A 26,972-nucleotide genomic window follows, 5' to 3' on the forward strand; every position below is an offset into this window, starting at 1 on the left:
CAGGCACAAAAAGACAGGTGAAGAGCAGTGAGCCAATGGCGAATAGGTATCCCCTACTCACTATTCGCTACTCACTAATCCCTAACCCAGCTTCTCGAATAACGTGCGTTTTGCCGACCTGGTGGTTATGGCGGAGCGGCTGCACCCGATCCCATTCCGAACTCGGCCGTGAAACGCTCCAGCGCTGATGGTACTTCGTCTCAAGACGCGGGAGAGTAGGTCGCTGCCAGGTCTGCAAAACGCACGTTCAAACTCTCATCCAATCGGATGACCGTGAAATCTTCTCTGCACGTCGTTCGATGCATGTCGTTGCCCCAAACCGCTAACTCTTTTGGGCAACATGCATAAAGGCCCGCCAAGGGATCCCGGGCCGCTCTAAGCGGCCCTTTCATTTGGTGGAGACAGAATACCGCAGTCGCCAAATAAAACGGCGATCGCAAATACCGCAATCGCCACAAGGCGATCATGGTGGTGACGCGGGGTGGAGCAGCCCGGTAGCTCGTCAGGCTCATAACCTGAAGGTCACAGGTTCAAATCCTGTCCCCGCAACCAAACAAAACGGCCCGCCTGGCTCAATGCCGGCGGGCCGTTCGCGTTCCGATCTCATATTGCTGCGGACGACTTGTTTCGGGTACCGACCTTCTGCCGCGGTTGCATTCACGCCACGACACTGCCGCGCGATCGCTTTCTCTCGGCGGCGGCGAGCAGGTCCACAAACGCGCGCACCTTGGCGGGCCTGAACCTTGCCGGCGGAAAGACGGCGTGGATGCCGCCGGTGGGCAAGGCCCAGTCGGCAAAGACCGGCACCAGCCGCCCCTCGGCGATGTCGTCGCTGACGCTGTAGTCGGGAAACACACCCAGCCCTATACCGGCAAGCACGCAGGCATGGGCAGCCGGGCTCTTGTCGCATGTGATGACCGGGTTGAGTTCGGTCAGCACCTTGTCGCCATCCCTGGAAAACAGCCATTGGCCGACGCCGCGAAGCTGGGCGTTTCCGACCCAGGCCAGCGACCGCGCCTGCCGCGGGCTCACGCTCTGCGGCAGGTTTGCGGCGAACGCAGGACTTGCCACCACGATCTGCCGGATCGTGCCCAGGCGCCGCGCCTGGTTGGAGGAATCAGCAAGCCAGCCGACGCGGATGCCGAGGTCGATCTGCTCGTCGACCAGATTGCTTACCGCGTCGTCGAAGATCACCTCGACGCGCATATGCGGATAAGTTCTCAGATAGGCGGCGATGACCGGTGCAACCACCTTCGTGCCGTAGTCGAGCGGCGCCGTCAGTCTCAACATTCCAGCCGGTTCGACGGCCGCGCGCGAAATCTCGCCATAGGCGGCCTCCGCTTCCCGCAGGATTATCATCGCACGATCATAGAAGAGGCGTCCCTCTTCGGTCGGCGCGACACGCCGCGTCGTTCGTCGCATGAGTGTCGCGCCCAACTCCTCCTCGAGCTTGCCGATCTGATGGCTGACCACGGCTTTGGCGACGCCAAGCCGGTCGGCCGCCGATGTGAAGGAGCCGGTCTCCATCACGGTGGTGAAGTAGACGAGTCGATTGAGGTTCAGCAGGTCTGCCACGACGATCGCTTTTGTCTGATCAGATCAGACAGTTTATACTATTGGATGGTGTTTATCGCAAGATCGTTGTCTGCCACATAGGAGCAACAGATTTGGCAATCCAGACCGCTGCACGCCGCGCCAAGGGATATCAGGCAATCATGAGCAATTCGGATGTGATTTATCTTTTCGATCCGCTCTGCGGCTGGTGCTACGGCGCCGCCCCGATGCTGGACAAATTGGCTGCCAGCGGCGTGCGCGTCGAATTGCTGCCGACTGGTCTGTTTTCGGGAGCGGGCGCGAGGCCGATGGATGAAGGTTTTGCCGCTCACGCCTGGGCGAACGACCAGCGTATCGAGCGTCTGACCGGACAAGCGTTCACGCAGCCCTATCAGCACAATGTCCTCGGCATCCGTGGCACCTTGCTGGACTCGCATGCCGCGACCCTCGCCATCAGCGCCGCCGGCCTGGAAGACCCAAGCCGCCGGTTGACCGCGCTCAAGGCAATCCAACGTGCGCGCTATGTCGACGGTCGCGATATCGTGACTGTGGAAGGCGTGGCTGCCGTGCTCGCCGGCGTTGGCATGATGGATGCCGCCGCGATCCTGAAGAGCCCGACCGAAACCTTGCTGACGGCGCACCTCGACCTGGTCAATCGGGGCAGCGCGCTGTTCCAGCGCTTGCATGCCAAGGGCGTGCCTTCGCTAGCGGCCATCCGCAACGAAGCGCCTCGGCTCATCGGTTCGAACGCGCTGTTCGGCAGCTTTGACAATCTTGTCGCCCATATCGCGGCGGCGTGATCCTCAACCGACCTCCAACAAGGACTGGAAAAGAACATGGCAAACGTCGCTCTCATCGGTGCATCCGGCGCTGTCGGCTCGCGCATACTCAAGGAACTCTCCGATCGTGGCCACACGGTCACCGGTATCGCCCGCAGCCCTGAAAAAATTGCCGCGCTGCCCGGCGTGACCCCCAGGAAGGGCGATGTCTTCGATAAGGAAGGCCTTGCCGAGTTGATCCGCGACCATGATGCGGTGATCAGCGCGGTGCATTTCGTGGATAGCGACCCCGACACGCTGATCGCCGCGGTGCGTGCCTCGGGCGTGAAGCGCTATCTCGTCGTGGGCGGCGCGGGCAGTCTCGAAGTCGCGCCCGGCAAGCGTCTGGTCGATACCGCCGAATTTCCTGCGATCTACAAGGCCGAGGCACAGAAGGGCGCCGACTTCCTGGACAAGTTGAAGACAGTCAGCGACCTCGACTGGACGTTCCTGTCGCCGTCCGCGATGTTCGTCCCAGGTGAGCGCACCGGCAAGTTCCGCGTCGGCAAGGACACGCTTCTCGCCTCGGATAAGGGTAGCAGCATCTCGTTCGAGGACTATGCCATCGCCATGGTCGACGAAATCGAGAAGCCGACGCATGTCAGGCAGCGCTTCACCGTCGGTTATTGATTGAAAGGACCGACGCGTCGCCGGCCAGGGTCGCGCGGAGCCATGCGGCGATGGCCTCGAAGTCGATCGGCTGCGTCGTATCGACGTCGAACAGCGGCCCGCGCCGCAGCGGTTCGGCGCGCTTGGCCAGCTCGATCAATTCGGGGATATAGGCAGCGCCGGGATGACCCGGGAGGCGCTGACCTAGCCGGGCGCCGTAGCGTTCGGCCAGAACTTCGCCCGGCGCGTGGCACCAGATTTCGACCGTATGTTCGACGCCGGCGTCGCGCAGATGATCCTCGAGCACTTGCCGCGGCTGGAAGCCGAACCAGGCATCGACGATGAAGGTGCTGCCGGCAGGGGCGTCGCCGATGAGCGACCAGATTGCCTGGTAGCTGGCGCGGCCCAGCGTGCGGTTGAATTCGCGGTCGCCGCCGCCGAGCACTTCGAGGAACGGGTTCTTGACCGTATCGAGCGCGAGCAGCGGCCATCCCATGCGGTCGGCGATGCCGCGTGACACCGTGCTCTTGCCGCTGGCCGGGATGCCGTTGACGAGCACGGCGCGTCTGGCGCGGGCGGGCTCAACGGAAAGCGATGTCGATGTCGGTGCCGAAAGCGCCTGGAGACCCGCGCCGATCACTCCGGCGTCGTCGCCAAGCTGCGCCGGCGCCACCGGGCATTGGTACCACGGCGCCAGCGCCGGCGCGTGGCCGAGCGCTCTGTGTGCCGCCCGGCCAAGACCGCCGCCAAGCAGGACGAGGTCGGGGTCGAACACGGCAACGGTGGTATCGATGGCCGCGCGCAGTGGCCTCGCCCAGGCTTCCAATATGCCTCGCGCCTGGATGTCGCCGGCGGCGTCGCGGGCAAAGAATTGGTCGACCGAAACCTCGGGACCAAAGCCAGCCCGCCCTATGTGACGGCCGAGCGCCGTGCCCGAACTGGTGGTTTCGACACAGCCGCGCCGCCCGCAAGCGCAGAGTTCGCCGTTGACGTCGACGGTGATGTGCCCCAGTTGCCCCGCCGCTGCCCGGCCGCGCATGATCCGTCGGTTCTGGACGACGGCGCCGCCAATGCCGGTGCCGATGGTGAACATGGCGATGTTGTCGTGGCCCCGGCCGGCGCCAAGCGCCATCTCGGCGGCCAGCGCCATGTTACAGTCGTTGTCGACGACGACAGGCTTGCCGGTCATGCTTTCCAGCCGCTGCGCGAGCGCGACCGAAGCGAGGTTGACATAGCCGCCCGACAGGACCGCGCCGCGCCGTACGTCGACGCGGCCGGGGACGCCGACGCCGATGGCCGCCACATCAGGCGTATCGAGAAGGCACACCATGTCGGCGATGCGGCCAAGCACCAGCTCCGCGTCGGGCGCGCTCTTTTCGGAAAGGCGTTCGAGGATTTCACCGGTGCCCGAGATGCGGGCGGCACGCAAATTGGTGCCGCCGATATCGATCCCTATGGCCATCGACTTTTGTGGCATGACGTCCTGCACGTGCCGGCGCTCAAAGGTGGATATCAAGCGGCAGCCTTCCGCCGATAGTGCCCGATCACCGCCTGGATCTCTCGCAGCCGCGGCACCGCGATGGTCTTAAGCCTTTCGCGCTGAATGTCACGATCGAGCGAGATGCAGTCCTTCCACAGCGATCGGCCGGCGATGACGCCGGAGGCGCCATTTTGCATGGCGATCTCGACCTGGCCAAGGAAAGTGGTGTGGTTGACGCCGGCCGAAAGTACGGCCCACGGCACTTCGCCGGCCATTTCAGTGATGTTGGCGCAGGCTTCCGGCGTTCCAGGGTAGGGAAGCTTCAGCACCTTCGCGCCGCATTCCAGCGAAATCCTCGTACCCTCCTCGACCAGCCAGGGCGTCTTGGCCGCATAGTCCTCGGGGGTTTCCCCTTCGAGCTGATAGGTCAGGAATTCGACGACGAGCAGCAGGTCCTCTTTGCCGAAGTCGGCGATGCATTGGCGCAGGATGGCGATGTTGTGTTCGTTGGCTTCAGGCTTGTCGGCCCTGAGATACACCATGATCTTGCCGCCCGTGCCGCCGAGTTCGCGCACGCGCCGCGCATCGATGCCGGGGACCAGCCGCGACAGGCGATAGCCCTCCGGCGAAACGTCGAAACCGGACGCGTCGAGGCCGATGAGGAGTGCGGTATCCCGGTTCAGTACGCCGTCGTCGACAACCCTCGGCACCGCGCAGAGTGGGTCGAGCAGCACGCAGGACGCCGCACTTGCGAGATAGCGCGTGATGTCGGCCTTGGTGTCGCCGAGCATGTCGTTGGTGATCCTGGCCTGGTCCTCGGGGGCCGACGCCAACAAGGTGCGCATGCCGCCGCGCTGGTCGCAAGCGATGGCCACCATGGCTCCGTCCTTGCCGCATATCTGCTGGTAGCCGCGCAGTTCCGCGGTGGTCATCCTGGTCATGGTTTTCTTCTGTCCGATGTTGGCGCGCCGAGGCGCTGATCCCGTGGAAACAAAAACAAATGGTCAGTTTGCCCGCCTGCCGGCAGGAAGAGTTTGCCGCCTGATGCATCGCCGGCTGCTGGGATAAGCAGCCCAGCCGGCGTTTGGCCTGGTATCGCCTCAAGTTGCGAGTTCATCGGATTTGCGCGATAACTCGCATCGGCGTATACGTGTGTAACACGTTGCTGAAAGGAATTGCAAGCTGTCTGTTCCCTCCGCCCAGGACGCGACCGCATCGCGCACGATGCTGCACACGGTTGCCAAGTTGCACTATGTGGAGGAGATGTCGCAGGTCGACATAGCGCGGCAGCTCGGTGTCTCCACCGCGACGATTTCGCGCCTGCTGCAGCGGGCGCGGGCCGAAGGCATCGTGCGCATCGAGGTGATCGACCTGGCGACGCCGGAGGATATTACCAGGCAACTTGTCGACGGATTGAAATTGCGGGACGCCGCCGTTGTCGAAACGCCGGCAGCGGGTGCGCTGACGGCGCTTTCCGCCCCGCTTGGCGCTTTGCTCAGGCAGGCGCAACTGGTGGCCGGCTCCGTGGTCGCCATCGGCTGGGGACGCGCCGTGCGCGAGGTCATTCGAGCCGGCCTGCCGCGCATGCCGGGCGTGCTGACTGTGGCCGCGACTGGCGGCATGCAGCAGCACGCGGCGCATTTCCAGGTCAATGAATTCGTGCGGCTCGCCGCCGAAGAGTTTGGCGGGACACCGCACTTTATCCATGCGCCCTATCTGCCGTCCAGCGAACTGCGTGACACCTTCCTCGGAGACGCCACCATCCGCGATGCCGTCGCGCTGTGGGACAGGACCGACGTCGCCATCGTCGGCATTGGCCTGCCGCACGCCATCAACCCACCCGAGGCGAGTGCCGCCACGCCGACCGAGCAGGCGCTGGTCCATGCGGCTGGCGACGTCCTTCGCCATTATTTCGATGCGGAAGGCGCCCTGATCGCCTGGGAAGGGGAGAGCCGGATGATCGCCATGTCGCCGGCGCAGCTTCGCGCCGTGCCCCTGGTGATCGGCGTCGCAGCCTCGCCGGAGAAGGCGACGGCAATCATCGGCGCCGTTCGTTCCGGGCTCATCAACACGCTGGTGACGGATACCAAGACGGCTCAGGCCATCCTCGCGGTTCTTGCAATGCGATAGCGGCAGATATGAGGACTGATGCGGCGCTGTCGGCGCGGAGAGAAGCCGCTGCGAAATCGATTGTGTCGCCGGGGAGTCGGGACGATAGTTCGCCCGGGGCTCGGAGGAGCAGTCAGATGGCGTCTGGATAGCCGGCGTTGCAGTCGCGGAAAAACCGAGTTGCAATTTATTTCTGCAAAGTGTTACAAATTGCCGACCCGTCGTGCAGGATGCCGGGCGCGATGGTTCCCTGACCTCGCGGAGGCGAGGAAAGTGAGCACGGGATTGTGCCGGTCGGCTCGGCCGGCTGATATTTGACTGGAGGGCGCTTGGGAGGAGCTGCCCGCGAAAGGCAAACAGGCGTTCCGGCATCCTGCCTCTGAGCGGATAACGGCCATTCCAATGTCACCGAAAACGGCAGAACTGCCAACAATGAGGAGGATGTCATGAAGAAGATCGTTGCCGCGCTCGCGGCGCTTGCCGTCAGCGCAACGGTGCTGATGGCGCCCGCGCAGGCGCAGGACAAAAAATACACCATTGCGCTCATTCCGGGCCTCACCACCGACGGCTTTTACATCACCATGCGCAAGGGTGCCCAAGCGGCCGCCGACGCGCTCGGCGTGAACCTGGTCTTCCAGGGCGCTCCGGACTTCAACCCGGTCACCCAGGTGCCGGTGCTCGACGCGGTCATCGCCAAGAAGCCGGATGCGATCCTGATCGCGCCGACCGACAAGGTCCAGCTGGTCGAGCCGCTGCGCAAGGCCAACGACGCCGGCATTCCGGTCATAACAGTCGATACTTTCATCGGCAGCGGCGTCTACCAGACGGGTGCTGGCGATGCCGATTTCCCGCTGGCCTACATTGCTTCTGACAATGTTCTGGGCGGCGAGATCGCCGCGCGTGCGCTTGCCACCGCCGTCGGCGACAAGGGCAAGGTCTATGTGTCGAACGTCAAGCCCGGCATCTCGACCACCGACCAGCGCGAAGAAGGCTTCAAGAAGGAAATGGCCAAGCATACGGGCATCACCGTGCTGGAAACCCAATTCAATGACGACGACGCCAACAAGGCGGCCTCGCAGCTGCAGGCCGTCTTCGCGCGCAATCCCGATCTGGTCGGCGTGTTCGGCGCCAATCTGTTCTCCGCGCTGGGTGCGGCCAACGGCGTCAAGCAGGCCGGGCAGAGCGGCACCGTCAAGGTCGTCGCCTTCGATGCACCGACCAGCATCGTCGACAACATCAACACCGGCCTGGTGGACGTGGCGATCGCCCAGCATCCCGCCGAGATCGGCTACTTCGGCGTCGTCTCGGCCTATGCCCACCTGACCGGCCATTCAATCCCGGTCACGATCGGCACCGGCTTCACGATCATGGACAAGTCCAACATCGCCGACCCGAACATCTCGAAGTACCTCTACTCCGAGTAGGTCAAGACGAGCTTGGCTCCTCCCGGTCCGCCGGGGGGAGCTCGTGCCGGGTTCCCAAAGGCGGGGCCTGTTTGAACGCAGCCGCGCCGCGGAGTATTCATGACCTCGACATCACCAGCCCAGCCGGCCGAGAAGCATGTCGCCCCCCAGGCCGATCATGGCGATCCGGCCAGGACCCTGATCGGACGCATCGCCGAAGGGCGCGCCTGGTTGTTCCTCGCCGGTCTGGTCATCTGTTTCGAGGTATGGTCGAGGTTCGCCTTCGGCGCGACGTTCGTGCTCAACCCGTTCAACCTGCAATCCATCGCAATCTTTGCCATAGCGCCGCTGCTGCTTGCGACCGGACAGACCTTCGTCATCATTTCGGGCGGCATCGATCTGTCGCTGGGGTTCATCATGGGGCTTGCCGCCGTCGTTGCCGCGCATGCCACCAATATGGCGGGCGCCGCCATTCCCTTGCCGCTGGCCATGCTGGCGGGCATCCTCGCCGCGGTGATCGTCGCCGGCTTGCCCGGCATCATCAACGGCCTGCTCATCTCGCGCCTCAGGGTGCCGCCGTTCATCGGCACGCTCGGCATGTTCGGCGTCGCGCGCGGCGTTGCCTTCCTGCTTGCCGGCGGCACGACGGTGCCGGTTCAGAATTCCTGGTTCGCGCTGCTCGGCAATGGCAAGTTCTACGGCGTGCCCTATCTGGTCATGATCGCTGCCGTGTTCGTCATCGTGATGCATTATCTGCTCAGCCAGACACGGTTCGGCCAGCACAATTATGCCATCGGCGCCAATGTGCAGGCGGCGCGGCGCGCCGGCATCGACATCCGGGGCCATATATTGCGGCTCTATGTGCTGTCGGCGATGTGCGCCGGCCTTGGCGGGGCGCTCTACGCGGCGCGCTTCACGGCCGGTGCGGCACAAGCCGGCGAGCCGCTGCTGCTCGACAGCGTCGCGGCGGTCGTCATCGGCGGCGCCAGCCTGTTCGGTGGCTCCGGCACGATCCTGGGCACGGTCGCCGGCGCGCTGGTGATCGCGGTCATCCAGTACGGGCTGGTCTTCGTCAATGTCGAGCCGTTCTGGCAGTTCATCGCCGTCGGCGTCGTCATCATCATTTCCGTGCTCATAGACCAGGCGCAGCGCCGGTTCAGTGGAGGCCGCCAGGATGAATAGCACCGACCAAAACACCCCCTTGCTCGAGGTCCGCAACCTGTCCAAGCATTTCGGCGCCGTGCGCGCGCTCAACGATTTCTCCATGGCCGTGCGGCCAGGCGAAGTGGTGGCGCTGGCCGGCGATAATGGCGCAGGCAAGACGACGCTGATCAAGGCGATCTCGGGCGTGTTCCAGCCGACAGGCGGCGAAATAATGCTCGGTGGCCAGCCGGTGGCATTCGCGACGCCGCAGGAGGCGCGCGAAAAAGGCATCGAGACGATCTACCAGGATCTGGCTCTCGCCGACAATCTGTCGATCGGCGCCAACATTTTCCTTGGCCGCGAACCGATGCGCAAGGCTTTCGGCTTCCTGCCGGTGCTCGACCGCAAGGCCATGGCCGAGGCGGCCAGGGAGACGATGAAGCGGCTGGATTTCCACGTCAGCCGGATGAACGCCCCGGTCAGCAATTTCTCCGGCGGCCAGCGCCAGGCCGTCGCCATCGGCCGCGCCGTCTACTGGGATGCGCAGATCCTTATCATGGACGAACCGACCGCGGCACTTGGCGTGCCGGAACAGCGCAAGGTGATCTCGCTCATCCACCAGCTCAAGGCGCAAGGACGCGGCGTGATCTTCATCTCGCACAATCTGCAGGATATCTTCGCGGTCTCGGACCGCATCGTCGTGCTGCGCCGCGGCGTCCAGGCCGGCGAGCGCAAGATTTCCGAGACCAACCATGACGAGGTCGTCAGGTTGATGGTTGGAGGGTAGGCCGTCCTGTCGGTGTGATCTTGTTCGAAGAGCGGATCATGGTCTGTTTCTGTTCAATCTGGGCGCAGCCGCCACCAGTGCCTTGCCGATGGCCGATCGCGGCGCGTCGATGACGGTTCGGGCATCGCCGCTCTCGGCGATCCGCCCGGCATCGAGAAGGATGACGCGGTGGGCGACCGCCCGGACGACGCCAAGATCATGCGAAATGAAGAGATAGGCGATCCGTTCCTCGCGCTGCAGGTCCAGCAGGAGATCGAGGATCTGGCCGCGCACCGAGACATCGAGCGCCGACACCGCTTCGTCAAGCACGATCAGCGACGGCTTGGTGGCGATGGCGCGGGCAATCGCCACACGCTGCCGCTGACCGCCGGAGATTTCATGGATTGCGCGGGGCGCGAGATCGGCCGCCAGGCCGACCCGCTCCAGCAAGGCGGCGATGCGGCGCGGGCGCTCCGTGCGCGGGGCGACGCCATGAATGCGCAAGGGGTCATCGAGGACGCGCGCCACCGTGGCGCGCGGGTTGAAGGCGGCCAGCGGATCCTGGAACACCATTTGCACGCGCGCGCGACGGGCTCGAAGTGCCGAGCCGCCCAGAGCCAGGAAATCACCGCCTTCGAATTCAATGCGTCCGCCATCCGGCTCGATCAGGCGCAGCACCAACCGCGCGATGGTCGACTTGCCGCTGCCGGAAGGGCCTGCCAGCGCCAGCGTTTCGCCGGGCTCGATATGAAAGGAGACATCGCTCACCGCAGCAAGGGTCTTGCCGCCGCGACTGTAGCGTTTGGTGAGATTGGACACTGTCAGCAGGCTCATGCATTCAGCCTGCTTCGGTGCAGCAGCGGCTCGGCGTCGAGGTCGATATGGGCGTCGAGCAGCGCGCGGGTATAGGCTTGCGTCGGGGCTTCGACAATCTGCTCGGTCTTGCCAAACTCCACCAACTCGCCGTGGCGGAACACGGCGATGCGTTCGGCAAGCTCCGCGGCGAGCGCAATGTCATGGCTGATGAACAGCAGCGTCATGCCGTCCTCGGCCACAAGCCGTCGAATCAAAGCGACGATCTCGGCCTGCACGATGGTGTCGAGCGCACTGGTCGCCTCGTCGGCGATCAGCAGTTTCGGCCCGGCGGCAATCGCGGCGGCAATCGCCACGCGCTGCTTCTGGCCGCCGGAAAGCTGATGCGGGAAGGCGTGCAGGGCGGAGTCGGGGTCGGGCAAGCGGACGCGTTCGAGAAGGGTTTTGGCTTTGGCATATGCCTGGGCCCATGTGAGGCCGAGATGCGTGCGCGCGACTTCGGCGATTTGTTTGCCGACTGCCATTACCGGATCGAGGCTGGCGGACGGATCCTGGAAGACGAAGCCGATGTCGCGGCCGCCAAGGGAGGCTTGATTGTGACGGTTGAGAGATAGGCGATCCTTCCCACCCCCCTCTATCCTGCCGGAGGGGGGTGCCTTGGCCCCCAACGTTGGCGGTGATCGCATGAACCAGTCGATACTCCCCTCAATCCTGGCGCTCGCCGGCAACAATCCCGCGATCGCCAGCGCCAGCGTGCTCTTGCCCGAACCGCTTTCACCGATGATGGCCAGCCGTTCGCCTGGCTGGATATCGAGAATAATATTCTTCAGCGCGGCGACCTCGCTGCCATCACGGCGGTAGGTCACCGTCAGATCTCGGATCGACGCCAGTACTGTCACGACAGGCCCCTTCGCACGGCCGTCGTCTCGACGATGCCTTCGCCGGCGAGATAGACGCCGAGCACCGTCAGCACCAGCGCAATGCCCGGGACGATCGAGAGGAACGGCGCGGTGCGCAAGACAGCGCGACCTTCCGCGATCATGCCACCCCAGGTGACCCGGTTGGGGTCGCCAAGACCAAGGAAAGACAGGGCTGCTTCGGTGAGGATCGCGGCGGCGACGATCACCGACGACATCGCCAAGATCGGCGGCAAGGCATTGGGCAGCACCTCGCGAAAGGCGATTTCCAGGGGATGCATGCCAATGACACGGGCACTGGCGACATAGTCGCGTTCGCGAATGGAGAGGACTTCCGCGCGGGCGACCCGCGCCGGTCCTGTCCAGGTGCCGAGCGCTATTGCAACGACGACGACGCCGAGCGAGGTCCCAACCACGCTGACGAAGGCCAGTGCCAGCAGGAAGCCCGGCACGGTCTGGAAAGCATCGGTGACGCGCATCAGCACCTCGTCGATCAGGCCGCCGGCGAAGCCGGCCAGCGTGCCGATCACCGCGCCAAAAGCGAGTGCCGCGGCCGCCGCCGCCAGACCGACGGCCAGCGAGGTACGGGCGCCATGAAACAGCTCGGCCAACACGTCCCGGCCGAGCCGGTCGGTGCCGAGCGGCAGCGACCAGTCCTGGAAAGGCGGCAGCAACGCCGCGCCAGCAATGGCTTGCGGGTCGCCGGGAAACAGCAGCGAGGCCGACAGCGCCATGGCAAAAAGCGCCGCCAGGATGATGGCACCGGCGGCCGCCTCGGGCGTGCGCAGAAAGCGGCGCAGACGGCTCATGCACCGGCCCCGCTGGCGCCGACGCGCGGGTCAAGGAACGCGTAGGCGATGTCGACGACAAGATTGATGACGATGACCAGGACGGCGCTGGTAAGAATGATGCCGAGCAGCAGCGGCGTGTCGCGCGCGGCGACCGCTTCCTGCGCCAGCCGACCAAGGCCGGGCACGGCAAAGACGCTCTCGATGACCACGCTGCCGCCCAGCATCTGCGCCGACTGCAGGCCGAGCATGGTGACCAGCGGCAGCAGCGCATTTCGGGCGACATGAGCAAGCACGATGCGGCGGCGCGACAACCCCCGGGCGCGGGCGGCCAGCACAAAATCCTGGCGCCAGGCCTCGGCCATGCCGGCGCGCATCATGCGCAGATAAAGCGCCAGATAGATGAAACCGAGTGCGCAAACCGGCAGCACCAGATGGATGGCGATGTCGGCGCCGCGGTCGAGACCGGTCTTGTCCGAGGCCAGCGTCTCGACGCCGCCGATCGGCAGCCAGCGCAGGTCGACGGCGAAGATCACGATCAGCACCAGGCCGAGCCAGAAGCCGGGCACCGCGTAGAGAGCCAGCGAGGCGACGGAGAGAAAACGGTCGCGGAAGCTGCCTGGCCTGGCGCCGGCATAGATGCCGAGCACCGAGCCGAGGCCAAAGGAGAGCGCGGTGGCGCTGACCATCAGGATGAGCGTGGTCGGCAGGCGCTCGAGGATGACGTCCCGGATCGGCCGGGAAAAAGTGACGGACTGGCCAAGGTCGAGATGCAGCAGTGCCCAGAGGTAGTTGGCGAGCCGCGTCAGCTCCGACTGGTCGAGGCCCCAGCGGTGGCGCAACAGCTCGATCATGCCGGCGTCGCCGCCGGTCGAGACGATGTACGCGTCGACCGCATCGCCGGGCGCTGCTTCTAGCAAAAGGAAAGTGCCGATGGCGACGATCAAAAGCACGAAGATGCTGCCGACGAGGCGACGGCGCAGGAGGACGAGGGCGCGATTCATGCGGATCTCGAATGCGCGATAAGGGACATAACGAAATGTCGAGCCCAGGCGCGCCCCACTGTCCTGCCGGACATCTCCCCCTCAAGGAGGGGGATTGGCTGCTGCCGACGGCTTTCCTCGCGAATTCTCATCCGCGTGAGTGTGTCACGATTCCAAATATGTGTCCGCCCAGTTCGAGACCGCCCAGCGCGGGTTGTTGGCGATGTTGCCGACCTTGTCACTGGCGACGCTGATAAAACTCCATTCGGCGACGTTGATCAGCGGCAGGTCGGCCGCGACCTGCTTCTGAAACTCCTTGTAGAGATTGGTGCGCGCCGTGGTGTCGAGCGTTTCGGAGGCCTTGGTGATCAGGGCGTCGAGCGCGTCATTCTTGTAGCCGCCCTGGTTTGAGAACGGCACGCCATCGGGAATGCCGCCCTGCACCAAGATGGTGGTCGAGATCGCCGGGTCGCCGCGGAAAACCGGCGGGCCGACCGCGAGGTCGAAGGCGTGGTCGGTATAGACCGCCTTGATGTGGGCGGCCGAGTCGTTGTTGACCAGCTGCGCGTCGATGCCTATTGCCGCGAGCGCCTGGCGCAGGTAGTCGCCGAACTGTTTTGTCTCATTGAAATAGGGGGCAGGCAAGAGCCTGAGCGAGAAGCGGTTGCCGTCGGCGCCTTTCTTATAACCGGCTTCGTCGAGCAGGGAGTTGGCCTTGGCGACATCGAAGGCATAGATCGGCACGTCGGCGGTGTAGAATTGCGGATCGTTCTTCGGCACCGGGCCGGTGGCCGTGGCGGCGTAGCCGAGGAACACTGTCTTGACGACGAAGTCCTTGTCGATGGCGTGCGCGATGGCCTGGCGCACCTTGAGGTCGGCCAATTCCTTGCGGCGATGGTTGATCTCCACCACGAGCTGGTAGGTCAGACCCTCATAGCCCTTGGTGATGACCTTCAGGCCGGGAACCTTGGAGATGCGGTCGAGATCGGCCAGCGGCACGGCCGAGAAAGCCGCGAGCTGGATTTCCTCGGCCTCCAGCGCGGCGGCGGCCGAGGTACGGTCGGGCAGGACCTGATAGATGATCTCGTCAAGATAGGGCTCGTCCTTGCCCCAGTAGTCGGCGTTCTTCGTCAGCCGGTAATACTGGCCGGCCTTGTACTCGCCGAACTTGAACGGACCCGTACCGATCGGTGCGTTGTTGGCGGGGTTGTCCTCGATCTTGCCGACTTCGTAGATGTGCTTCGGCACCACGCTCGACAGCGCCGGCAAGGCGTTGCGGATCAGCTGGAACGGCGTCGGCTTGGCGAATTTGAACACGGTGGTCAGATCGTCTGGCGTGTCGACCGTGCTGAGGTCCTTGAACACGGTGCGGCCGAGATTCTGCAGCGGCTTCCATATCTGCAGCGCCGAGAAGGCGACGTCGGCCGAGGTGAACGGCTTGCCGTCATGCCATTTGACTCCTTCGCGCAGCTTGAAGGTCGCCGAGAGACCGTCGGCGGCACCTTCCCAGCTCACCGCCAGCCGAGGCGCGAGCCCGTCCTTGCCGTCGAAGGAGGCTTCGGCCAGCGTCTCGACGATCTTGCTGGAGATGAAGAAAACGCCGTTGGAGGCGACGATCGCCGGGTTGAGATTGCGCGGCTCGGAATCGGCGGCAAGCACGAGCCGTCCGCCTTTCTTTGGCGTCTGCGTCCAGCCCAGGGCCGGCATGGCGGTGGTGGCCAGCAGCATTGCCGACCCGGTAAGCATGGTGCGTCTGGAAATCGTGAAACCTGACATGATCGACCTCAATCCTCTCCTCCACCCGACCGGGCGCGGCCTCGAACGCCGGCGCGCGCATCGGCATCCTTGCGGCGGGGATTATGGGCCTTGCCGAGGGTTTCGCCAGAGACGGAATTGGCGCATCCTTGCTTGGCTTTGAAATTTCCGTCCGCTGGACCAGTTTAGCACAAGTCCAGTCAATTCGGTTGGCTGGTAGGACCAGTTTCCGGATATGTGAACAAATGACGCTTTGGTGACCGCCCTGGCGCTGTGTTCGTAAACATTCTGGCTGGACCAGAACGAGAAAAATGGTGCAGATTTGATCGCGAGCCAGTGGATCGGGTGCGAAACAGCGCCGATCCCGGCAATTCAGGGAGAGAGTGATGAACATTGCGCCGGGCAAGAGTGCCGTCAGCGATATCCCGTTCGAGCAGGCCAGGGTCGACCGGCTGATGGAGGAGGCCGGCATCGACGTGCTGCTCGCGACCTCCAAGCACAACACGCAGTATCTGCTGGGCGGCTACAAGTTCATCTTCTTCGCCGCCATGGATGCGATCGGCCACAGCCGCTATTTGCCGATCGTGGTCTACGAGAAGGGCGGTCCGGATCATGCTGCCTATATCGGCAATCGCATGGAAGGCGGCGAGCACCAGAACCACCCGTTCTGGACGCCGACGCTGCATGCCGCCTGCTGGGGCACCCTCGACGCCGCCAATCTTGCCGTCGAGCATGTCAGGAAGATCGGCAAGGGCGATGCCCGCATCGGTATCGAGCCCGGTTTCCTGCCGTCGGACGCCTATGCGCTGATCCGCAAGGCATTGCCCGACGCGAAGCTGATCGATGCGACCGACATGCTGGAACGCATGCGTGCCATCAAGGCCGACGCGGAGTTGGAGAAGCTGCGCACGGCCTCCGAGCTGATCACCGATTCCATGCTGGCGACCATCGCCTGGGCGCGCGAGGGCACGACCAAGGCCGAGATGATCGAGCAGATCAGGCGCGAAGAGACCAATCGCGGTGCGCATTTCGAATATTGCCTGCTGACGCTGGGCTCCAGCCACAACCGCGCCACCTCTCCGCAAGCGTGGAAGAAGGGCGAGGTGCTGTCGATCGATTCCGGCGGCAATTATCACGGCTATATCGGCGACCTCTGCAGGATGGGCATTCTGGGCGAACCCGATGCCGAGCTCGAGGATCTGCTGGCCGAGGTCGAGACGGTGCAGCAGGCGGCCTTCTCGAAGGTGAAGGCGGGCACGCTTGGCGGCGACATGATTGCTTACGCCGAGGGTGTGCTGAAGACATCCAAGGTCGCGCCCTATACGGATTTCTTCGCCCACGGCATGGGCCTGATCACGCATGAGGCGCCGTTCCTGATGACCAACCATCCGGTGGCTTATGAAGGCACCTATGCGGCCAAGCCGCTGGAGAAAAACATGGTGCTGTCGGTGGAGACCACCATGCTCCACCCGACGCGCGGCTTCATCAAGCTGGAGGATACGCTGGCGGTGACCGAGAGCGGGTACGTGATGTTTGGCGATCGCGGCCGGGGATGGAATAGGGGTGGGACGGCCTAATTTTGGAGGCAGGCGCTGCCCCTCATCCGCCTTTCGGGGCGGCGCTGCCTGTAGCAGGATAGATTGATCAACTACCCGGTGGGATCAGCCTGAAATCCGGCAGTTCGCGCAGGCCCAGTTCCGGCCCGGCCGGCGAATAGACGACGAACAGCTGCATGGGCCCGTCGCCGGTGTTGAGCGTCGAATGAAACCGACTCTCCGGCACGTAGATGGTGCAGCCGGGGCCGACTTTCTCCACCACCGGATTGCCCTTCTCATCCTCGACCATCTGCTCGCCATGGCCCGAGATGACGAAGATGATCTCTTCCGCACCCGGATGGTTGTGGCGGGTATGGCCCTTGCCTGAGGGCAGGTCGACGACGCCGCCGGAAAAGCGGGTCGCGCCGTTCACTTCAGGTGCCACCGTCAAAGACAGTTTTCCCCAGTCGAAGCCGAAGGCGCTGACGTCCTTCGGGTAGACAAACACCTTGCTCCTGTCGGTCATCTCTCTCATCCCTTCTTGTTCTTTGCGGCGGCGCCGAGCGTCACCGCCTTGAAATCCACCGTCTGCCTGGCGATCGCGGCTTCCGCCGGCAGCCGTTCCATCGAGCTCGCGCCATAAAAGCCGTGCAGGCCCTTGGCGTGGGAGAGGATGTAGCGGGCGTCATCGGGCATCGAGATCGGGCCGCCATGGCAAAGCAGGATGACATCCTTGCGCACCGAGCGCGCCGCCTCGGCAATGGCGTCGATGGCAATGACGCAGTCGTCGAGCGACTTGGCCGAGGTGGCGCCGATCGAGCCGCCGGTAGTCACGCCCATATGGGCGACGACGACATCGGCGCCCGCCTTGGTCATGGCGCGTGCTTCTTCGGGGTTGAAGACATAGGGCGTGGTCAGGAGGTCGAGCTTGTGTGCCTCGGCGATCATGTCCACCTCTAGGCCGAAGCCCATGCCGGTCTCTTCGAAACTCTGCCGCATCTGGCCGTCGAACAGGCCGATGGTGGGAAAGTTCTGAACGCCGGAAAAGCCCATCGTCTTCAGTTCCGCCAGCAGCAGCGGCATGATGACGAAGGGATCGGTGCCGTTGACGCCGGCCAGTACCGGCGTCTTCTTGACCACCGGCAGCACCTCATAGGCCATCTCCTTGACGATCTCGTTGGCGTTGCCATAGGCGAGCAGGCCAGCGGCCGAGCCGCGGCCAGCCATGCGGTAGCGGCCGGAATTGTAGATGATGATGAGGTCGATGCCGCCGGCCTCCTCGGCCTTGGCCGACAGGCCGGTGCCGGCGCCGCCACCGACGATCGGCACGCCTTTGTCGATCATTCCCCGGAACTTTTTCAGTATGTCCTTGCGCGGTATGGCTGGCATGTCTGGGTCTCACTGTCTGGCGATGTCGAGAAAGGCCGCGACCGCCGCCTTGGCAAAGTCCGGATCGTTGATGTGCAGCGGCAGGCGGGTGACGCGGCGCGTCGCACCCGGCCTGATGGTGCGCTCGACGGCTTCGAACAGAGCTGCGTCGGCTTCCGGATCGAAGAAGGCGCCGCCTTCGATGTCGAGCGCGGAAACGCCTTTTTCCGGGATCAGGAAATGCACCGGGCCTTCGCAATGGGCGAGCCTGGTGCCGATCCATTCGCCGATCGCGCGACATTCCCGCGCGGTCGTGCGCATCAGCGTGACGTTCGGATTGTGCTCGTAGAACAGCCGGCCACGATAATGCTCCGGAATGGTCGATGGCGCCCAGAAATTGACCATGTCGAGCGCGCCGACCGAGCCGACATAGGGTAGCTTGGTGCGGGCAATGGCACCGAAACGATCCTGGGTCGCCGGCAGCACGCCGCCGAACAGCAGGTCGCAGACCTCGGTCGTGGTGATGTCGATGACACCCGACAGCAGGCCGCTGTCGGCCAGCTTCTCCATGCTGCGGCCGCCGGTGCCAGTGGCATGGAAGACCATGCAATCATAAGTCGAGCGGAGGTGTTCAGCGATTGCCGTCACGCAAGGCGTGGTGACGCCGAACATGGTGAGGCCGATCGAGGCCTTGCCGTCCGCCGCAGGCGCCGGATTGACCGCCATGCCCGCTATCGCCTGGGCGGCGTTGTGCAGCACGACACGAGACAGCCGGTTGAGGCCGGCCATGTCGGTCACCGATGGCATCATGATGATGTCGGACACGTCCACATAGGGGGCGGTGTCGCCCGAGGCCAGCGTGGAGACCATGAGCTTGGGCAGACCGAGCGGCAGCGCGCGCATGCCCGCTGTGATGATCGAGGTGCCCCCGCCGCCGCCAATGCCGATGATGCCCGATATGTCGTCGCGGGACTGGACAAAGCGCGTGAAGGCCCCAGCCATTGCCGCAACCGATCTGCCGCGGTCGTCGATGCCGAGCACCGCACCGCGGCCATCGGGATGATGGGCGGCGACCTCTTCAGCCGAGACGTCGACCGGCACGGTCGCGCCTCGCGTGCCGACATCGACACGGCAGACGACGGCACCCGTCGCGGCGATCGCATCGGCCAGGAATGCGAGTTCCTCGCCCTTGGTGTCGGCGGTGCCCACCACATGGATGCGCTTCATCCGCGCCTCCCTCTGCTGGTTGGTTCGAAGGTGGTGATGTTCATCAGATGAAAGCTTTGTGCGCCGTAGAGCGTCAACGTGGCCACTCCAGGAAAAGGGCTGCCATTGCAAATTTTTGAGACGCGCGTATCGTATTGGCATGGATGTCTCACGTCAACAACCCGCAACGGACGACAATGCCGGGGAGAGAGCAGAGCGCGGACCGCGGGCGCGGACAAAGCGGCTGATGCTGGAGACGGCCACGCGGCTGATGCAGGCGGGGGCGACGCCTTCGGTCAGCGAGGTGGCGGAGGCAGCCGAGGTCTCCCGGGCCACGGCCTACCGTTACTTCCCCAGCCAGGCAGCCCTGGTGCAGGCCGTCGTCGACGAGGGGCTGGGGCCAATCTTGACCTGGAAGTCCACCGCCGCCGATGCCGAGCGCCGCGTCACCGAACTGTTCGATACGGCCATGCCGCGCATCGAGGCCTTCGAGGCGACATTCAAGGCTGCTTTGAAGCTGTCGCTCGATCAATGGGCGCGGCGCCAGGCGGGCACGCTGGGCGGAGAGCCGGCCTTCACGCGCGGCCATCGCGTCGAATTGCTGAAGGAGGCGCTCACGCCGCTCAAGGGCCGCTTGCCGCCGCGCGACTTCAAGCGGCTGGCGCAGGCGCTGTCGCTGATCTTCGGCGTGGAGGTGCTGATCGTGCTCAAGGATATATGGGGGCTGGACAGCCGCCGGATGATGTCGGTGGCGCAATGGGCGGCGAGTGCGCTGGTGCGCACAGCAATCGCGGAGTCGGCTTATGGTGGTGATGAGTCCGCTTCAGGAGCGGCGAAATAGCCCCAATCTGGTTCGACCAGATTTGCCTGCATACCGCTGATCCTAGCCCAAAATGCGATCATGGGGCAAGGTCAATGTATATCATTGAGTAGGAAAATCATGGGAAAACAGGCAGATAAAGCTTTAATTCGACAGTAACGGCCCATGCCGGCTTTCAAGAAAGGGCTTGACGTCGCCGCAGGATTGGTAATACCAGATCAAGGAAGATAAGCGGATCGAAAGTGAGGGCTGCGATCCATTTCCGGACAGAGCGAGGAGGCTCCGAATTCGGAAAAGCGCGACCACGGGAGGAACTACCAGGGCCGGCTCCGTCGCTGGCTCGTACGACAAGGTAGAATGCGCACAAGGGAGGAAATCATTATGCGCAAGTTAGTGACCAGCATGCTTGCTGGTATCGGCTTAACGCTTGCCTGCGGAACGTCCGTCTACGCGCAGGAAAAGTCGCTCACCATCTTCTGGGCGGAATGGGATCCGGCCAATTACCTGCAGGAACTCGGCAACGAGTACGAGAAGGAAACCGGCGTCAAGATCACGGTGGAGACCACGCCCTGGTCCGACTTCCAGACCAAGGCCTTTACCGAGTTCAACGCCCATGGCGACGCCTATGACCTGGTCGTCGGCGACTCGCAGTGGCTCGGCGCCGGCTCCACCGGCGGCCACTACGTCGACCTGACCGACTTCTTCAAGAAGCATGATCTCGGCAACGTCATGGCACCGGCGACGGTGAAATATTATGCCGAGTATCCCGGCAACAGCGGCAAATACTGGGCGATCCCGCTTGAGGGCGACGCCGTCGGCTGGTCCTATCGCAAGGATTGGTTCGAGGATCCCAAGGAAAAGGAAGCCTTCAAAGCCAAATACGGCTACGACCTCGACGTGCCGAAGGATTTCAAGGCGCTGCGCGACATCGCCGAGTTCTTCCACCGGCCGGATCAGAAGAGATACGGCATCGCCATCTACACCGACAATTCCTACGACGCGATGGCGATGGGCTTTGAGAACGCGCTGTTCTCCTATGGCGGTGAGCTGGGCGATTACACGACCTACAAGGTCGACGGTCACATCAACTCCGACAAGGCGGTGGCCGCGCTCGATGCTTACAAGGAGCTCTACAAGTTCACGCCTCCGGGCTGGGCCAAATCGTTCTTCGTCGAGGACAACCAGGCAATCACGGAAAACCTGGCCGCGATGAGCATGAACTTCTTCGCGTTCTTCCCCTCGCTGATCAACGAAGCGTCGAACCCGAATGCCAAGAACACCGGCTTCTTCGCCAACCCTCCCGGCCCAAATGGCGACCAGTTCGCCGCGCTCGGCGGGCAAGGCATCTCCGTCATCTCGTACTCGAAGAAGCAGGACGAGGCGATGAAGTTCCTCGAATGGTTCATCAAGGACGAGACCCAGAAGAAGTGGGCGGCCCTTGGCGGCTATACCTGCAGCCAGGCGGTGCTCAAGTCGCCTGAGTTCCAGAACGCCACGCCCTACAACAAGGCCTTCTACGAGACCATGTTCAAGGTGAAGGATTTCTGGGCAGTGCCGGAATACGCAGAACTGCTGCAGCAGCTCAACCAGCGCGTCTACCCCTACATGATCGGCGGCAGCGGCACCGCCAAGGAAACGCTGGACGCATTGGCTGGAGACTGGAACGCGACCTTCAAGAAATACGGCCGCGTCCAATAATCCTTCATGTCCCGCGGAGGGGGCGGTGTCGCCTCCTCCGTTTCTTTTTCTTGAACCGGGAGCAGGGTCTTGGCGACCACGATGATCACCACCCTCGACAGATCCTCGCGCGCCGCGGCACGCGGCCTAAGCGATATCTCCATCCGCAATCTCTTCATCATCCCGACGGTTCTGTTCCTGATCGTCTTCAACATTTTTCCGCTGATCTACTCGCTCGGCTATTCCTTCACCGACTTCCGCGCGTCGACCAATGCGCCGGCGAATTTCGTCGGGCTGCAGAATTATCGCGACCTGCTCAACGACCCTTATGTCTGGTCGAACTTCGCCATCACGGCGAAATACGTGATTGTCTCGGTCGTCGGACAGCTGCTTGTCGGCTTCGGCGTGGCGATGCTGCTCAACCGGGACATTCCGCTCAAGGGTCTTATCACCACGCTGCTGCTGCTGCCGATGATGCTGTCGATGGCGGTGGTCGGGCTGTTCTGGAAACTGCTTTACGACCCGTCATGGGGGGTTATCAACTATGCGCTCGGGCTCGGCAATTTCGAGTGGCTGGCCGACCCCAAGATGGCGCTCTACGCTGTTGCGTTGACCGACATCTGGATGTGGTCGCCCTTCGTCATGCTGCTGTCGCTGGCCGGGCTGTCGGCGGTGCCGAAGCATCTCTATGAGGCCGCCGCGATCGACCGCGCCGGGCCGTTCTACACGTTCTTCCGCATCACCCTGCCGCTGGTCGCGCCGATCCTGATGATCGCCGTCATCTTCCGCACCATGGAAGCCTTCAAGACCTTCGATCTCGCCTACATCCTGACCAGCCAGCCGACGGCCGAGCTGATCTCGATCCGGCTCTACAAGATGGCGTTCCAGGAATGGCAGACCGGGCGCTCCTGCGCGATGGCCTACATCGTGCTGATCATGGTGCTTGCGATCACCAACATCTACGTCAAATATCTCAACAAGGTGAAGGAGCGCTGAGATGGCGGCCGTCCGCACTTCTTCCGAAATCACCTTCAACCGCGTCGCCATAGTCGCCGTGCTGCTGGTGACGATCATCTTCCTGGCGCCGATCTACTGGATCGCCTCGACAGCGTTCAAGCCGCGCAATCTTGCCACTACGATTCCGCCGACCGTTGTCTTCCAGCCGGAGATATCGCCGTTCGTGAAGCTGTTCACCAAGCGCTCTCAATTGCGCAGTCCGCCATCGCCGGAAGAGTACGCGGCGGCCCCATGGTGGGAGCGCGTCGTCTTCGACGGTGGCGAAAAGATCGTGCGCGACGGCAAGGGCCAGGTGCAGTGGTCGGGCTATCCGAGCCGCTTCCTGAACTCGCTGATCATCGCCATCACCTCGACGGTGCTGGCCGTCGGCATGGGCACGTTCACCGCCTATGGCTTCTCGCGTTTCAGGGTGAAAGGGGAGGCGGACCTGCTCTTCTTCATCCTGTCGACACGCATGCTGCCACCGGTGGTGGTCGCGATCCCGATGTTCCTGATGTACCGCGCGGTCGGCCTCAACGATACCCACATCGGGCTGATCATTCTCTACACCGCCTTCAACCTGTCCTTTTCGGTGTGGCTGATGAAGGGTTTCATGGATGAAATCCCGAAGGAATATGAGGAGGCGGCACTGGTCGACGGCTACACACGTATGGAAGCCTTCTTCAAGATCGTGCTGCCGGAGGCCGCCACCGGCATCGCCGCCACCGCCGTCTTCTGCTTCATCACGGCATGGAACGAATACGCCTTCGCGCTGATCATGACCAACCGCCGCGCCCAGACGGCGCCGCCGTTCATCCCGAGCCAGGTCGGTTCGGGCCTGCCGGACTGGACGGTGATAGCCGCCGGCACCTTCCTGTTCCTGCTGCCGGTCGCCATCTTCACCTTCCTGCTCCGCAACCATCTGCTGCGCGGCATGTCCTTCGGAGCGATCCGCAAATGAGCTTTCGCGCCATCAATCAGAAATATCTGGAACCGGGTTCGCAGATACTCATGGTGCTCGGCATCGTGGCCCTCTGCCAGCCCTGGAACATGACCCTGCACACCTACGGCCTGACCATCATCCTGATCGGGCTGATCGGCTTCAACATCACCTCGAAGATCGCACCCGAGGAACAGGCCGGCACCGGTCATGCCGGGGACGCGCGAAATCCGGGAGCACAGCATTGACCCAGATCGAGCTTCGCGGCGTCCAGAAATTCTTTGGTGCCGTCCAGGTCATCAAGGATCTCAACCTCAAGATCGCGGACAATGAGTTCATCGTCCTGCTCGGCCAGTCCGGTTGCGGCAAGACGACGACGTTGCGCGCCATCGCCGGACTGGAAACCATCGACGAGGGCGACATCCTCATCGACGGCAAGCCGGTCCAGCATCTGAAAGCCGCCGACCGCGACATCGCCATGGTGTTCCAATCATTCTCGCTCTACCCGCATATGAGCGTCTACGAGAACATCGCCTTTCCGTTGCGCGCCACGCGCAAGAGCAAAAGCGAGATCGACCAGGAAGTGCGCTCGGTTGCCAAGACGCTGCAGATAACGGATCTGCTGGCGAAGAAGCCGTCGGCGCTTTCGGGCGGCGACATGCAGCGCGTTGCGATCGGCCGAGCGCTGGTGCGGCGGCCAAAGGCGATGCTGATGGATGAGCCGATCGGCGCGCTCGACGCCAAATTGCGCGAGGAGATGCGAGCCGAGATCAAGCGGCTGCATATCAAGCAGGGCTCGACCACCATCTATGTCACGCACGACCAGATCGAGGCGATGAGCCTCGCCGACCGCATCGTCATCATGCATGAGGGCGTGCTGCAGCAGGTGGGAACGCCCGACGAGGTCTATTCGCGTCCAGCCAACCTGTTCGTGGCCCAATTCGTCGGCAGTCCGGTGATGAATGTCGCCGACGCGGCGGTTGCCGAAACAACGTCATCGGCCTCGGTCACCGTTGGTGGAGCGGCTTCCGGCTTCGAGTTTCCGCGGGCGCTGCTGTCGAAACTCAACGGCCACGCCAGCGGCCAACTCGCACTCGGCATCCGGCCGGAAGGCGTCCTCATTCGTCGTGACGCGGCCGATGGCTTCATGGCCGTCGAGACGCAGATCGTCGAACCGCTCGGCTCCTTCGACATCGTCGACCTCAAGGTTGGCTCGAAAATGCTGCGGGCCCGCACGAAGAGCGGCTTCGTTGCCGGACCGGGCGAGAAGGTGTTTGCCCGAATCGATCCGACCCAGGCGCATTTCTTCGACAAGGCAAGCGGCAGGTCGCTTGAAGTGAGGCTCTGATGGCCCATATCCAGCTCAAGAACATCTCCAAGACTTTCGGCAATCACACGGCCTTGACCGGGCTCGACCTCGACATCGCCGATGGCGAATTCTTTGTCCTGCTCGGCGAGACGGGCGCCGGCAAGACGACGACGCTGCGGCTGATTGCCGGTCTGGAGAAGCCGAGCGAGGGGCAGGTCTTCATCGACGGCGTCGACGTCGCCGACTGGGGTGCGGCCGAGCGCGACGTGGCGCTGGTGCTGCAGCAATATTCGCTCTACCCGCGCTACACGGTGCGCGAAAACCTCGAATTTCCGCTGAAGCCGAAGATCCGCCGGCTGCCGGATGCCGAGATCAAGGACCGCGTCGACCGCGCCGCCCGCACGCTGCGGATCGAGCACCTGCTCGACCGCAAGACCGACCGCCTGTCCGGCGGCGAGATGCAGCGCGTCTCCATCGGCCGTGCCATCGTGCGCAAGCCGCGCGTGTTCTTGATGGACGAGCCGCTGTCGGCGCTCGACGCCAAATTGCGCGAGGCGCTCCGCACCGAATTGAAGAACCTGCAGATACAGCTTGGCGCCACCTTCCTGTTCGTGACCCACGACCAGATCGAGGCGATGTCGATGGGCGACAAGGTCGGCGTGCTCAACCATGGCCGCATCATCCAGACCGGCACGCCGCACGAGATCTACAACAATCCGCGCGACACCTATGTGGCGAGCTTCGTCGGCTCGCCGCCGATGAACCTCATCGACGGCAGGCTGGTTAACGGCCGCGCGGTGATGGCGCCATTGAATTTCGAACTGCCCTTCGCGGGGGCGGCCAAGATTTTTACGGGGGCTGGGGCGAGTGCGGCGACCGACGGTCGCCCGCTCGTCTTCGGCATCCGTCCGGAGGATGTCTATCTGGAAAGCGGCGCACCGGTCGAGGCGCGTGTCCACGACGTCGAGAACCATGGCGTGGAAAAGATCCTGACGCTGCGGGTCGGCGATACAACGCTTCGCGCCACGGTGCCGGCCAGGACCGATGTCGCGATCGAGCAACCGGTGCGCTTTGCCTGGAATCCCGACAAGGTGGTGCTGTTCGACAAGGGCAGTGGTGTCAGCCTGCGGCACGCATCATAGGGCGCGGCTATTTCGGCAGGTAGGTCTCGTAAGGCGTGTCGTTGATCAGCAGGATCACGCATTCCGTCTCCGAGAGGCAGGCGTCGTCATGCATCTCATTGGCTTTCTGGGTCCAGTAGGATCAAGGTGGCAGTTCGCCCTTGGTCGCTTCACCGCCAGTTGCCGGGACTTTCAGCAAGGTTCCGGCAGCGCCTTTGGCCCTTTCGCCCCACAGTGATCCCAAGCGTGCCGCTAGAGCTGCAGAGCTGGCTGGTGCGGGCAGCGCCCGACCAGGCTGAAAGCGCCGGTGGCCTGATGGTGGCGACCTTCCAGGTAGCGATTGCGATGGGCGCCGTCTTCGGCGGGCTGCTGGTCGACCATGCCGGTGTCGGCAGCGCGTTTGCCTATTGCGGCGCCGCGACGCTGCTGGCGGCCATCGTGGTATTCCTGCGCGGCCCAAAGGCCGAATAGTCTCTCGCAATGGCCACCGATAGGGGATGATGGGAAGCTTAGACGGCCCGCCCGTCGAACGCGAAGACCGACAAGGTGGACGGGTCGAGACCGGTGACGCAATTGATGTTGATGTAGGCGCTGCGTTCGCCGCCTTCGCTGGTGTCCTCGGCAAAAGGATGGATGCCGCAGGTTCGACAGAAGCGGTGCGCTATCTTCGTTTCGCCGAATGTGTAGCGGCCGAGGTCATCGCCCCAGGCGACGAGCGTAAGCTTGTCGTGTGGCACGGCCCATAGCAGCGCACCCTTGCGGGCGCAGATCGAGCAATTGCAGCGCACGACGCCCTCAAGTTCGCCCTCCACCTCGAACGCAACCTTGCCGCAATGGCAGCTGCCTTTGTAAAGCATCAGTA

Annotated in this window: 26 protein-coding genes, 1 tRNA gene, 1 rRNA gene and 1 pseudogene; 17 read left to right on the forward strand and 12 right to left on the reverse strand. The window is 63.5% G+C overall.

Going from position 1 to position 26,972, the window contains the following annotated elements:
* Positions 1-117 precede the first annotated feature (117 nt).
* Together rrf and LB571_RS16335 are read left to right on the forward strand one after the other, a co-directional pair.
* Positions 118-232: ribosomal RNA gene (rrf, locus tag LB571_RS16330) — 5S ribosomal RNA — on the forward strand.
* Positions 233-475: 243 nt separating this feature from the next.
* Positions 476-552: transfer RNA gene (locus tag LB571_RS16335), tRNA-Met, on the forward strand.
* A 105-nt stretch (positions 553-657) separates the two neighbouring features.
* Here LB571_RS16335 and LB571_RS16340 read toward each other — a convergent pair.
* Positions 658-1,575, reverse strand: a complete 918-nt coding sequence (locus tag LB571_RS16340) for a LysR family transcriptional regulator (protein WP_224595967.1) — start codon at positions 1,573-1,575, stop codon at positions 658-660.
* A gap of 140 nt (positions 1,576-1,715) precedes the next feature.
* Between LB571_RS16340 and LB571_RS16345 the strand changes: the two genes are divergently transcribed.
* Both LB571_RS16345 and LB571_RS16350 read left to right on the forward strand, forming a co-directional pair.
* A complete protein-coding gene (locus tag LB571_RS16345; protein WP_140661648.1) occupies positions 1,716-2,354 on the forward strand; it encodes a DsbA family protein in 639 nt (212 codons plus the stop codon).
* Between the two features lie 36 nt (positions 2,355-2,390).
* Positions 2,391-3,002, forward strand: coding sequence for an NAD(P)-dependent oxidoreductase (locus LB571_RS16350; RefSeq protein ID WP_140661649.1), 612 nt, complete (start codon positions 2,391-2,393; stop codon positions 3,000-3,002).
* Here the strand turns inward: LB571_RS16350 and LB571_RS16355 are convergent.
* Both LB571_RS16355 and LB571_RS16360 read right to left on the reverse strand, forming a co-directional pair.
* Positions 2,986-4,458, reverse strand: a complete 1,473-nt coding sequence (locus LB571_RS16355; protein ID WP_224596487.1) for an ROK family protein — start codon at positions 4,456-4,458, stop codon at positions 2,986-2,988. The two genes, LB571_RS16350 and LB571_RS16355, sit on opposite strands and share 17 nt — an antisense overlap.
* Before the next feature lie 35 nt (positions 4,459-4,493).
* Entirely contained in the window at positions 4,494-5,402 is a 909-nt protein-coding gene (locus tag LB571_RS16360) for a tagatose-bisphosphate aldolase (protein ID WP_224595970.1), read from the reverse strand.
* 283 nt (positions 5,403-5,685) lie between these two features.
* Here LB571_RS16360 and LB571_RS16365 point away from each other — a divergent pair, with 283 nt between their 5' ends.
* The 4 genes from LB571_RS16365 to LB571_RS16380 all read left to right on the forward strand — a co-directional run bounded on the left by LB571_RS16365 (position 5,686) and on the right by LB571_RS16380 (position 9,903).
* A complete protein-coding gene (locus LB571_RS16365) occupies positions 5,686-6,591 on the forward strand; it encodes a sugar-binding transcriptional regulator (RefSeq protein ID WP_140713129.1) in 906 nt (301 codons plus the stop codon).
* A 425-nt stretch (positions 6,592-7,016) separates the two neighbouring features.
* Complete coding sequence (locus tag LB571_RS16370) at positions 7,017-7,994, forward strand: ABC transporter substrate-binding protein (RefSeq protein ID WP_015315618.1); 978 nt, start codon at positions 7,017-7,019, stop codon at positions 7,992-7,994.
* A 99-nt stretch (positions 7,995-8,093) separates the two neighbouring features.
* Positions 8,094-9,155, forward strand: coding sequence for an ABC transporter permease subunit (locus tag LB571_RS16375; protein ID WP_224595973.1), 1,062 nt, complete (start codon positions 8,094-8,096; stop codon positions 9,153-9,155).
* The gene (locus LB571_RS16380; protein WP_224595976.1) at positions 9,148-9,903 is read left to right on the forward strand and encodes an ATP-binding cassette domain-containing protein; all 756 of its coding nucleotides are present in this window, start codon (positions 9,148-9,150) and stop codon (positions 9,901-9,903) included. The genes LB571_RS16375 and LB571_RS16380 overlap by 8 nt, the downstream gene beginning before the upstream one ends.
* Before the next feature lie 36 nt (positions 9,904-9,939).
* On the opposite strand, the gene LB571_RS16385 is transcribed toward LB571_RS16380, so the two are convergent.
* From LB571_RS16385 to LB571_RS16405, 5 genes are all read right to left on the reverse strand, one after another.
* On the reverse strand, positions 9,940-10,716 hold the full coding sequence (locus LB571_RS16385; protein ID WP_224595979.1) for an ATP-binding cassette domain-containing protein: 777 nt from the start codon (positions 10,714-10,716) through the stop codon (positions 9,940-9,942).
* The gene (locus LB571_RS16390; protein WP_015315622.1) at positions 10,713-11,594 is read right to left on the reverse strand and encodes an ABC transporter ATP-binding protein; all 882 of its coding nucleotides are present in this window, start codon (positions 11,592-11,594) and stop codon (positions 10,713-10,715) included. The genes LB571_RS16385 and LB571_RS16390 overlap by 4 nt, the downstream gene beginning before the upstream one ends.
* Positions 11,591-12,421 (reverse strand): ABC transporter permease, encoded by an 831-nt coding sequence (locus tag LB571_RS16395; RefSeq protein WP_224595982.1) that lies wholly within the window; start codon positions 12,419-12,421, stop codon positions 11,591-11,593. Before LB571_RS16395 ends, LB571_RS16390 begins: the two co-directional genes overlap by 4 nt.
* Positions 12,418-13,404, reverse strand: a complete 987-nt coding sequence (locus LB571_RS16400; RefSeq protein ID WP_224595985.1) for an ABC transporter permease — start codon at positions 13,402-13,404, stop codon at positions 12,418-12,420. The genes LB571_RS16395 and LB571_RS16400 overlap by 4 nt, the downstream gene beginning before the upstream one ends.
* 144 nt (positions 13,405-13,548) lie before the next feature.
* Positions 13,549-15,159, reverse strand: a complete 1,611-nt coding sequence (locus LB571_RS16405; protein WP_224595989.1) for an ABC transporter substrate-binding protein — start codon at positions 15,157-15,159, stop codon at positions 13,549-13,551.
* 365 nt (positions 15,160-15,524) lie between these two features.
* On the opposite strand from LB571_RS16405, the gene LB571_RS16410 reads away from it, so the two are divergent.
* A complete protein-coding gene (locus tag LB571_RS16410) occupies positions 15,525-16,715 on the forward strand; it encodes a M24 family metallopeptidase (RefSeq protein WP_224595992.1) in 1,191 nt (396 codons plus the stop codon).
* Between the two features lie 67 nt (positions 16,716-16,782).
* On the opposite strand, the gene LB571_RS16415 is transcribed toward LB571_RS16410, so the two are convergent.
* From LB571_RS16415 to LB571_RS16425, 3 genes are read right to left on the reverse strand one after another with little or no spacing between them, the layout of a single operon-like run.
* Positions 16,783-17,199 (reverse strand): cupin domain-containing protein, encoded by a 417-nt coding sequence (locus tag LB571_RS16415; protein ID WP_140661659.1) that lies wholly within the window; start codon positions 17,197-17,199, stop codon positions 16,783-16,785.
* 5 nt (positions 17,200-17,204) lie between these two features.
* The gene (locus LB571_RS16420) at positions 17,205-18,062 is read right to left on the reverse strand and encodes a phosphoenolpyruvate hydrolase family protein (protein ID WP_140661660.1); all 858 of its coding nucleotides are present in this window, start codon (positions 18,060-18,062) and stop codon (positions 17,205-17,207) included.
* Positions 18,063-18,071: 9 nt separating this feature from the next.
* On the reverse strand, positions 18,072-19,268 hold the full coding sequence (locus LB571_RS16425) for a Tm-1-like ATP-binding domain-containing protein (protein WP_015315629.1): 1,197 nt from the start codon (positions 19,266-19,268) through the stop codon (positions 18,072-18,074).
* A 139-nt stretch (positions 19,269-19,407) separates the two neighbouring features.
* On the opposite strand from LB571_RS16425, the gene LB571_RS16430 reads away from it, so the two are divergent.
* The 8 genes and pseudogenes from LB571_RS16430 to LB571_RS16470 all read left to right on the forward strand — a co-directional run.
* Complete coding sequence (locus tag LB571_RS16430) at positions 19,408-20,088, forward strand: TetR/AcrR family transcriptional regulator (RefSeq protein ID WP_140875042.1); 681 nt, start codon at positions 19,408-19,410, stop codon at positions 20,086-20,088.
* Positions 20,089-20,448: 360 nt separating this feature from the next.
* Positions 20,449-21,765 (forward strand): ABC transporter substrate-binding protein, encoded by a 1,317-nt coding sequence (locus tag LB571_RS16435; protein ID WP_015315631.1) that lies wholly within the window; start codon positions 20,449-20,451, stop codon positions 21,763-21,765.
* Between the two features lie 69 nt (positions 21,766-21,834).
* A complete protein-coding gene (locus tag LB571_RS16440) occupies positions 21,835-22,740 on the forward strand; it encodes a carbohydrate ABC transporter permease (RefSeq protein ID WP_015315632.1) in 906 nt (301 codons plus the stop codon).
* 1 nt (position 22,741) lies between these two features.
* Positions 22,742-23,701, forward strand: a complete 960-nt coding sequence (locus LB571_RS16445; protein WP_015315633.1) for a carbohydrate ABC transporter permease — start codon at positions 22,742-22,744, stop codon at positions 23,699-23,701.
* Complete coding sequence (locus LB571_RS16450; protein WP_015315634.1) at positions 23,698-23,928, forward strand: hypothetical protein; 231 nt, start codon at positions 23,698-23,700, stop codon at positions 23,926-23,928. The genes LB571_RS16445 and LB571_RS16450 overlap by 4 nt, the downstream gene beginning before the upstream one ends.
* Entirely contained in the window at positions 23,925-25,028 is a 1,104-nt protein-coding gene (locus LB571_RS16455) for an ABC transporter ATP-binding protein (protein WP_015315635.1), read from the forward strand. The genes LB571_RS16450 and LB571_RS16455 overlap by 4 nt, the downstream gene beginning before the upstream one ends.
* Positions 25,028-26,131, forward strand: a complete 1,104-nt coding sequence (locus tag LB571_RS16460) for an ABC transporter ATP-binding protein (RefSeq protein ID WP_015315636.1) — start codon at positions 25,028-25,030, stop codon at positions 26,129-26,131. The genes LB571_RS16455 and LB571_RS16460 overlap by 1 nt, the downstream gene beginning before the upstream one ends.
* A 222-nt stretch (positions 26,132-26,353) precedes the next feature.
* A pseudogene (locus tag LB571_RS16470) lies at positions 26,354-26,581 on the forward strand (MFS transporter); the annotation flags it as partial.
* A gap of 38 nt (positions 26,582-26,619) precedes the next feature.
* Here LB571_RS16470 and LB571_RS16475 read toward each other — a convergent pair.
* On the reverse strand, positions 26,620-26,967 hold the full coding sequence (locus LB571_RS16475; protein ID WP_224595995.1) for a GFA family protein: 348 nt from the start codon (positions 26,965-26,967) through the stop codon (positions 26,620-26,622).
* Between the last annotated feature and the right edge of the window lie 5 nt (positions 26,968-26,972).

It is taken from the genome of Mesorhizobium sp. BR1-1-4 (genome assembly GCF_020165375.1).
Taxonomy (GTDB): Bacteria; Pseudomonadota; Alphaproteobacteria; order Rhizobiales; family Rhizobiaceae; genus Mesorhizobium; species Mesorhizobium australicum.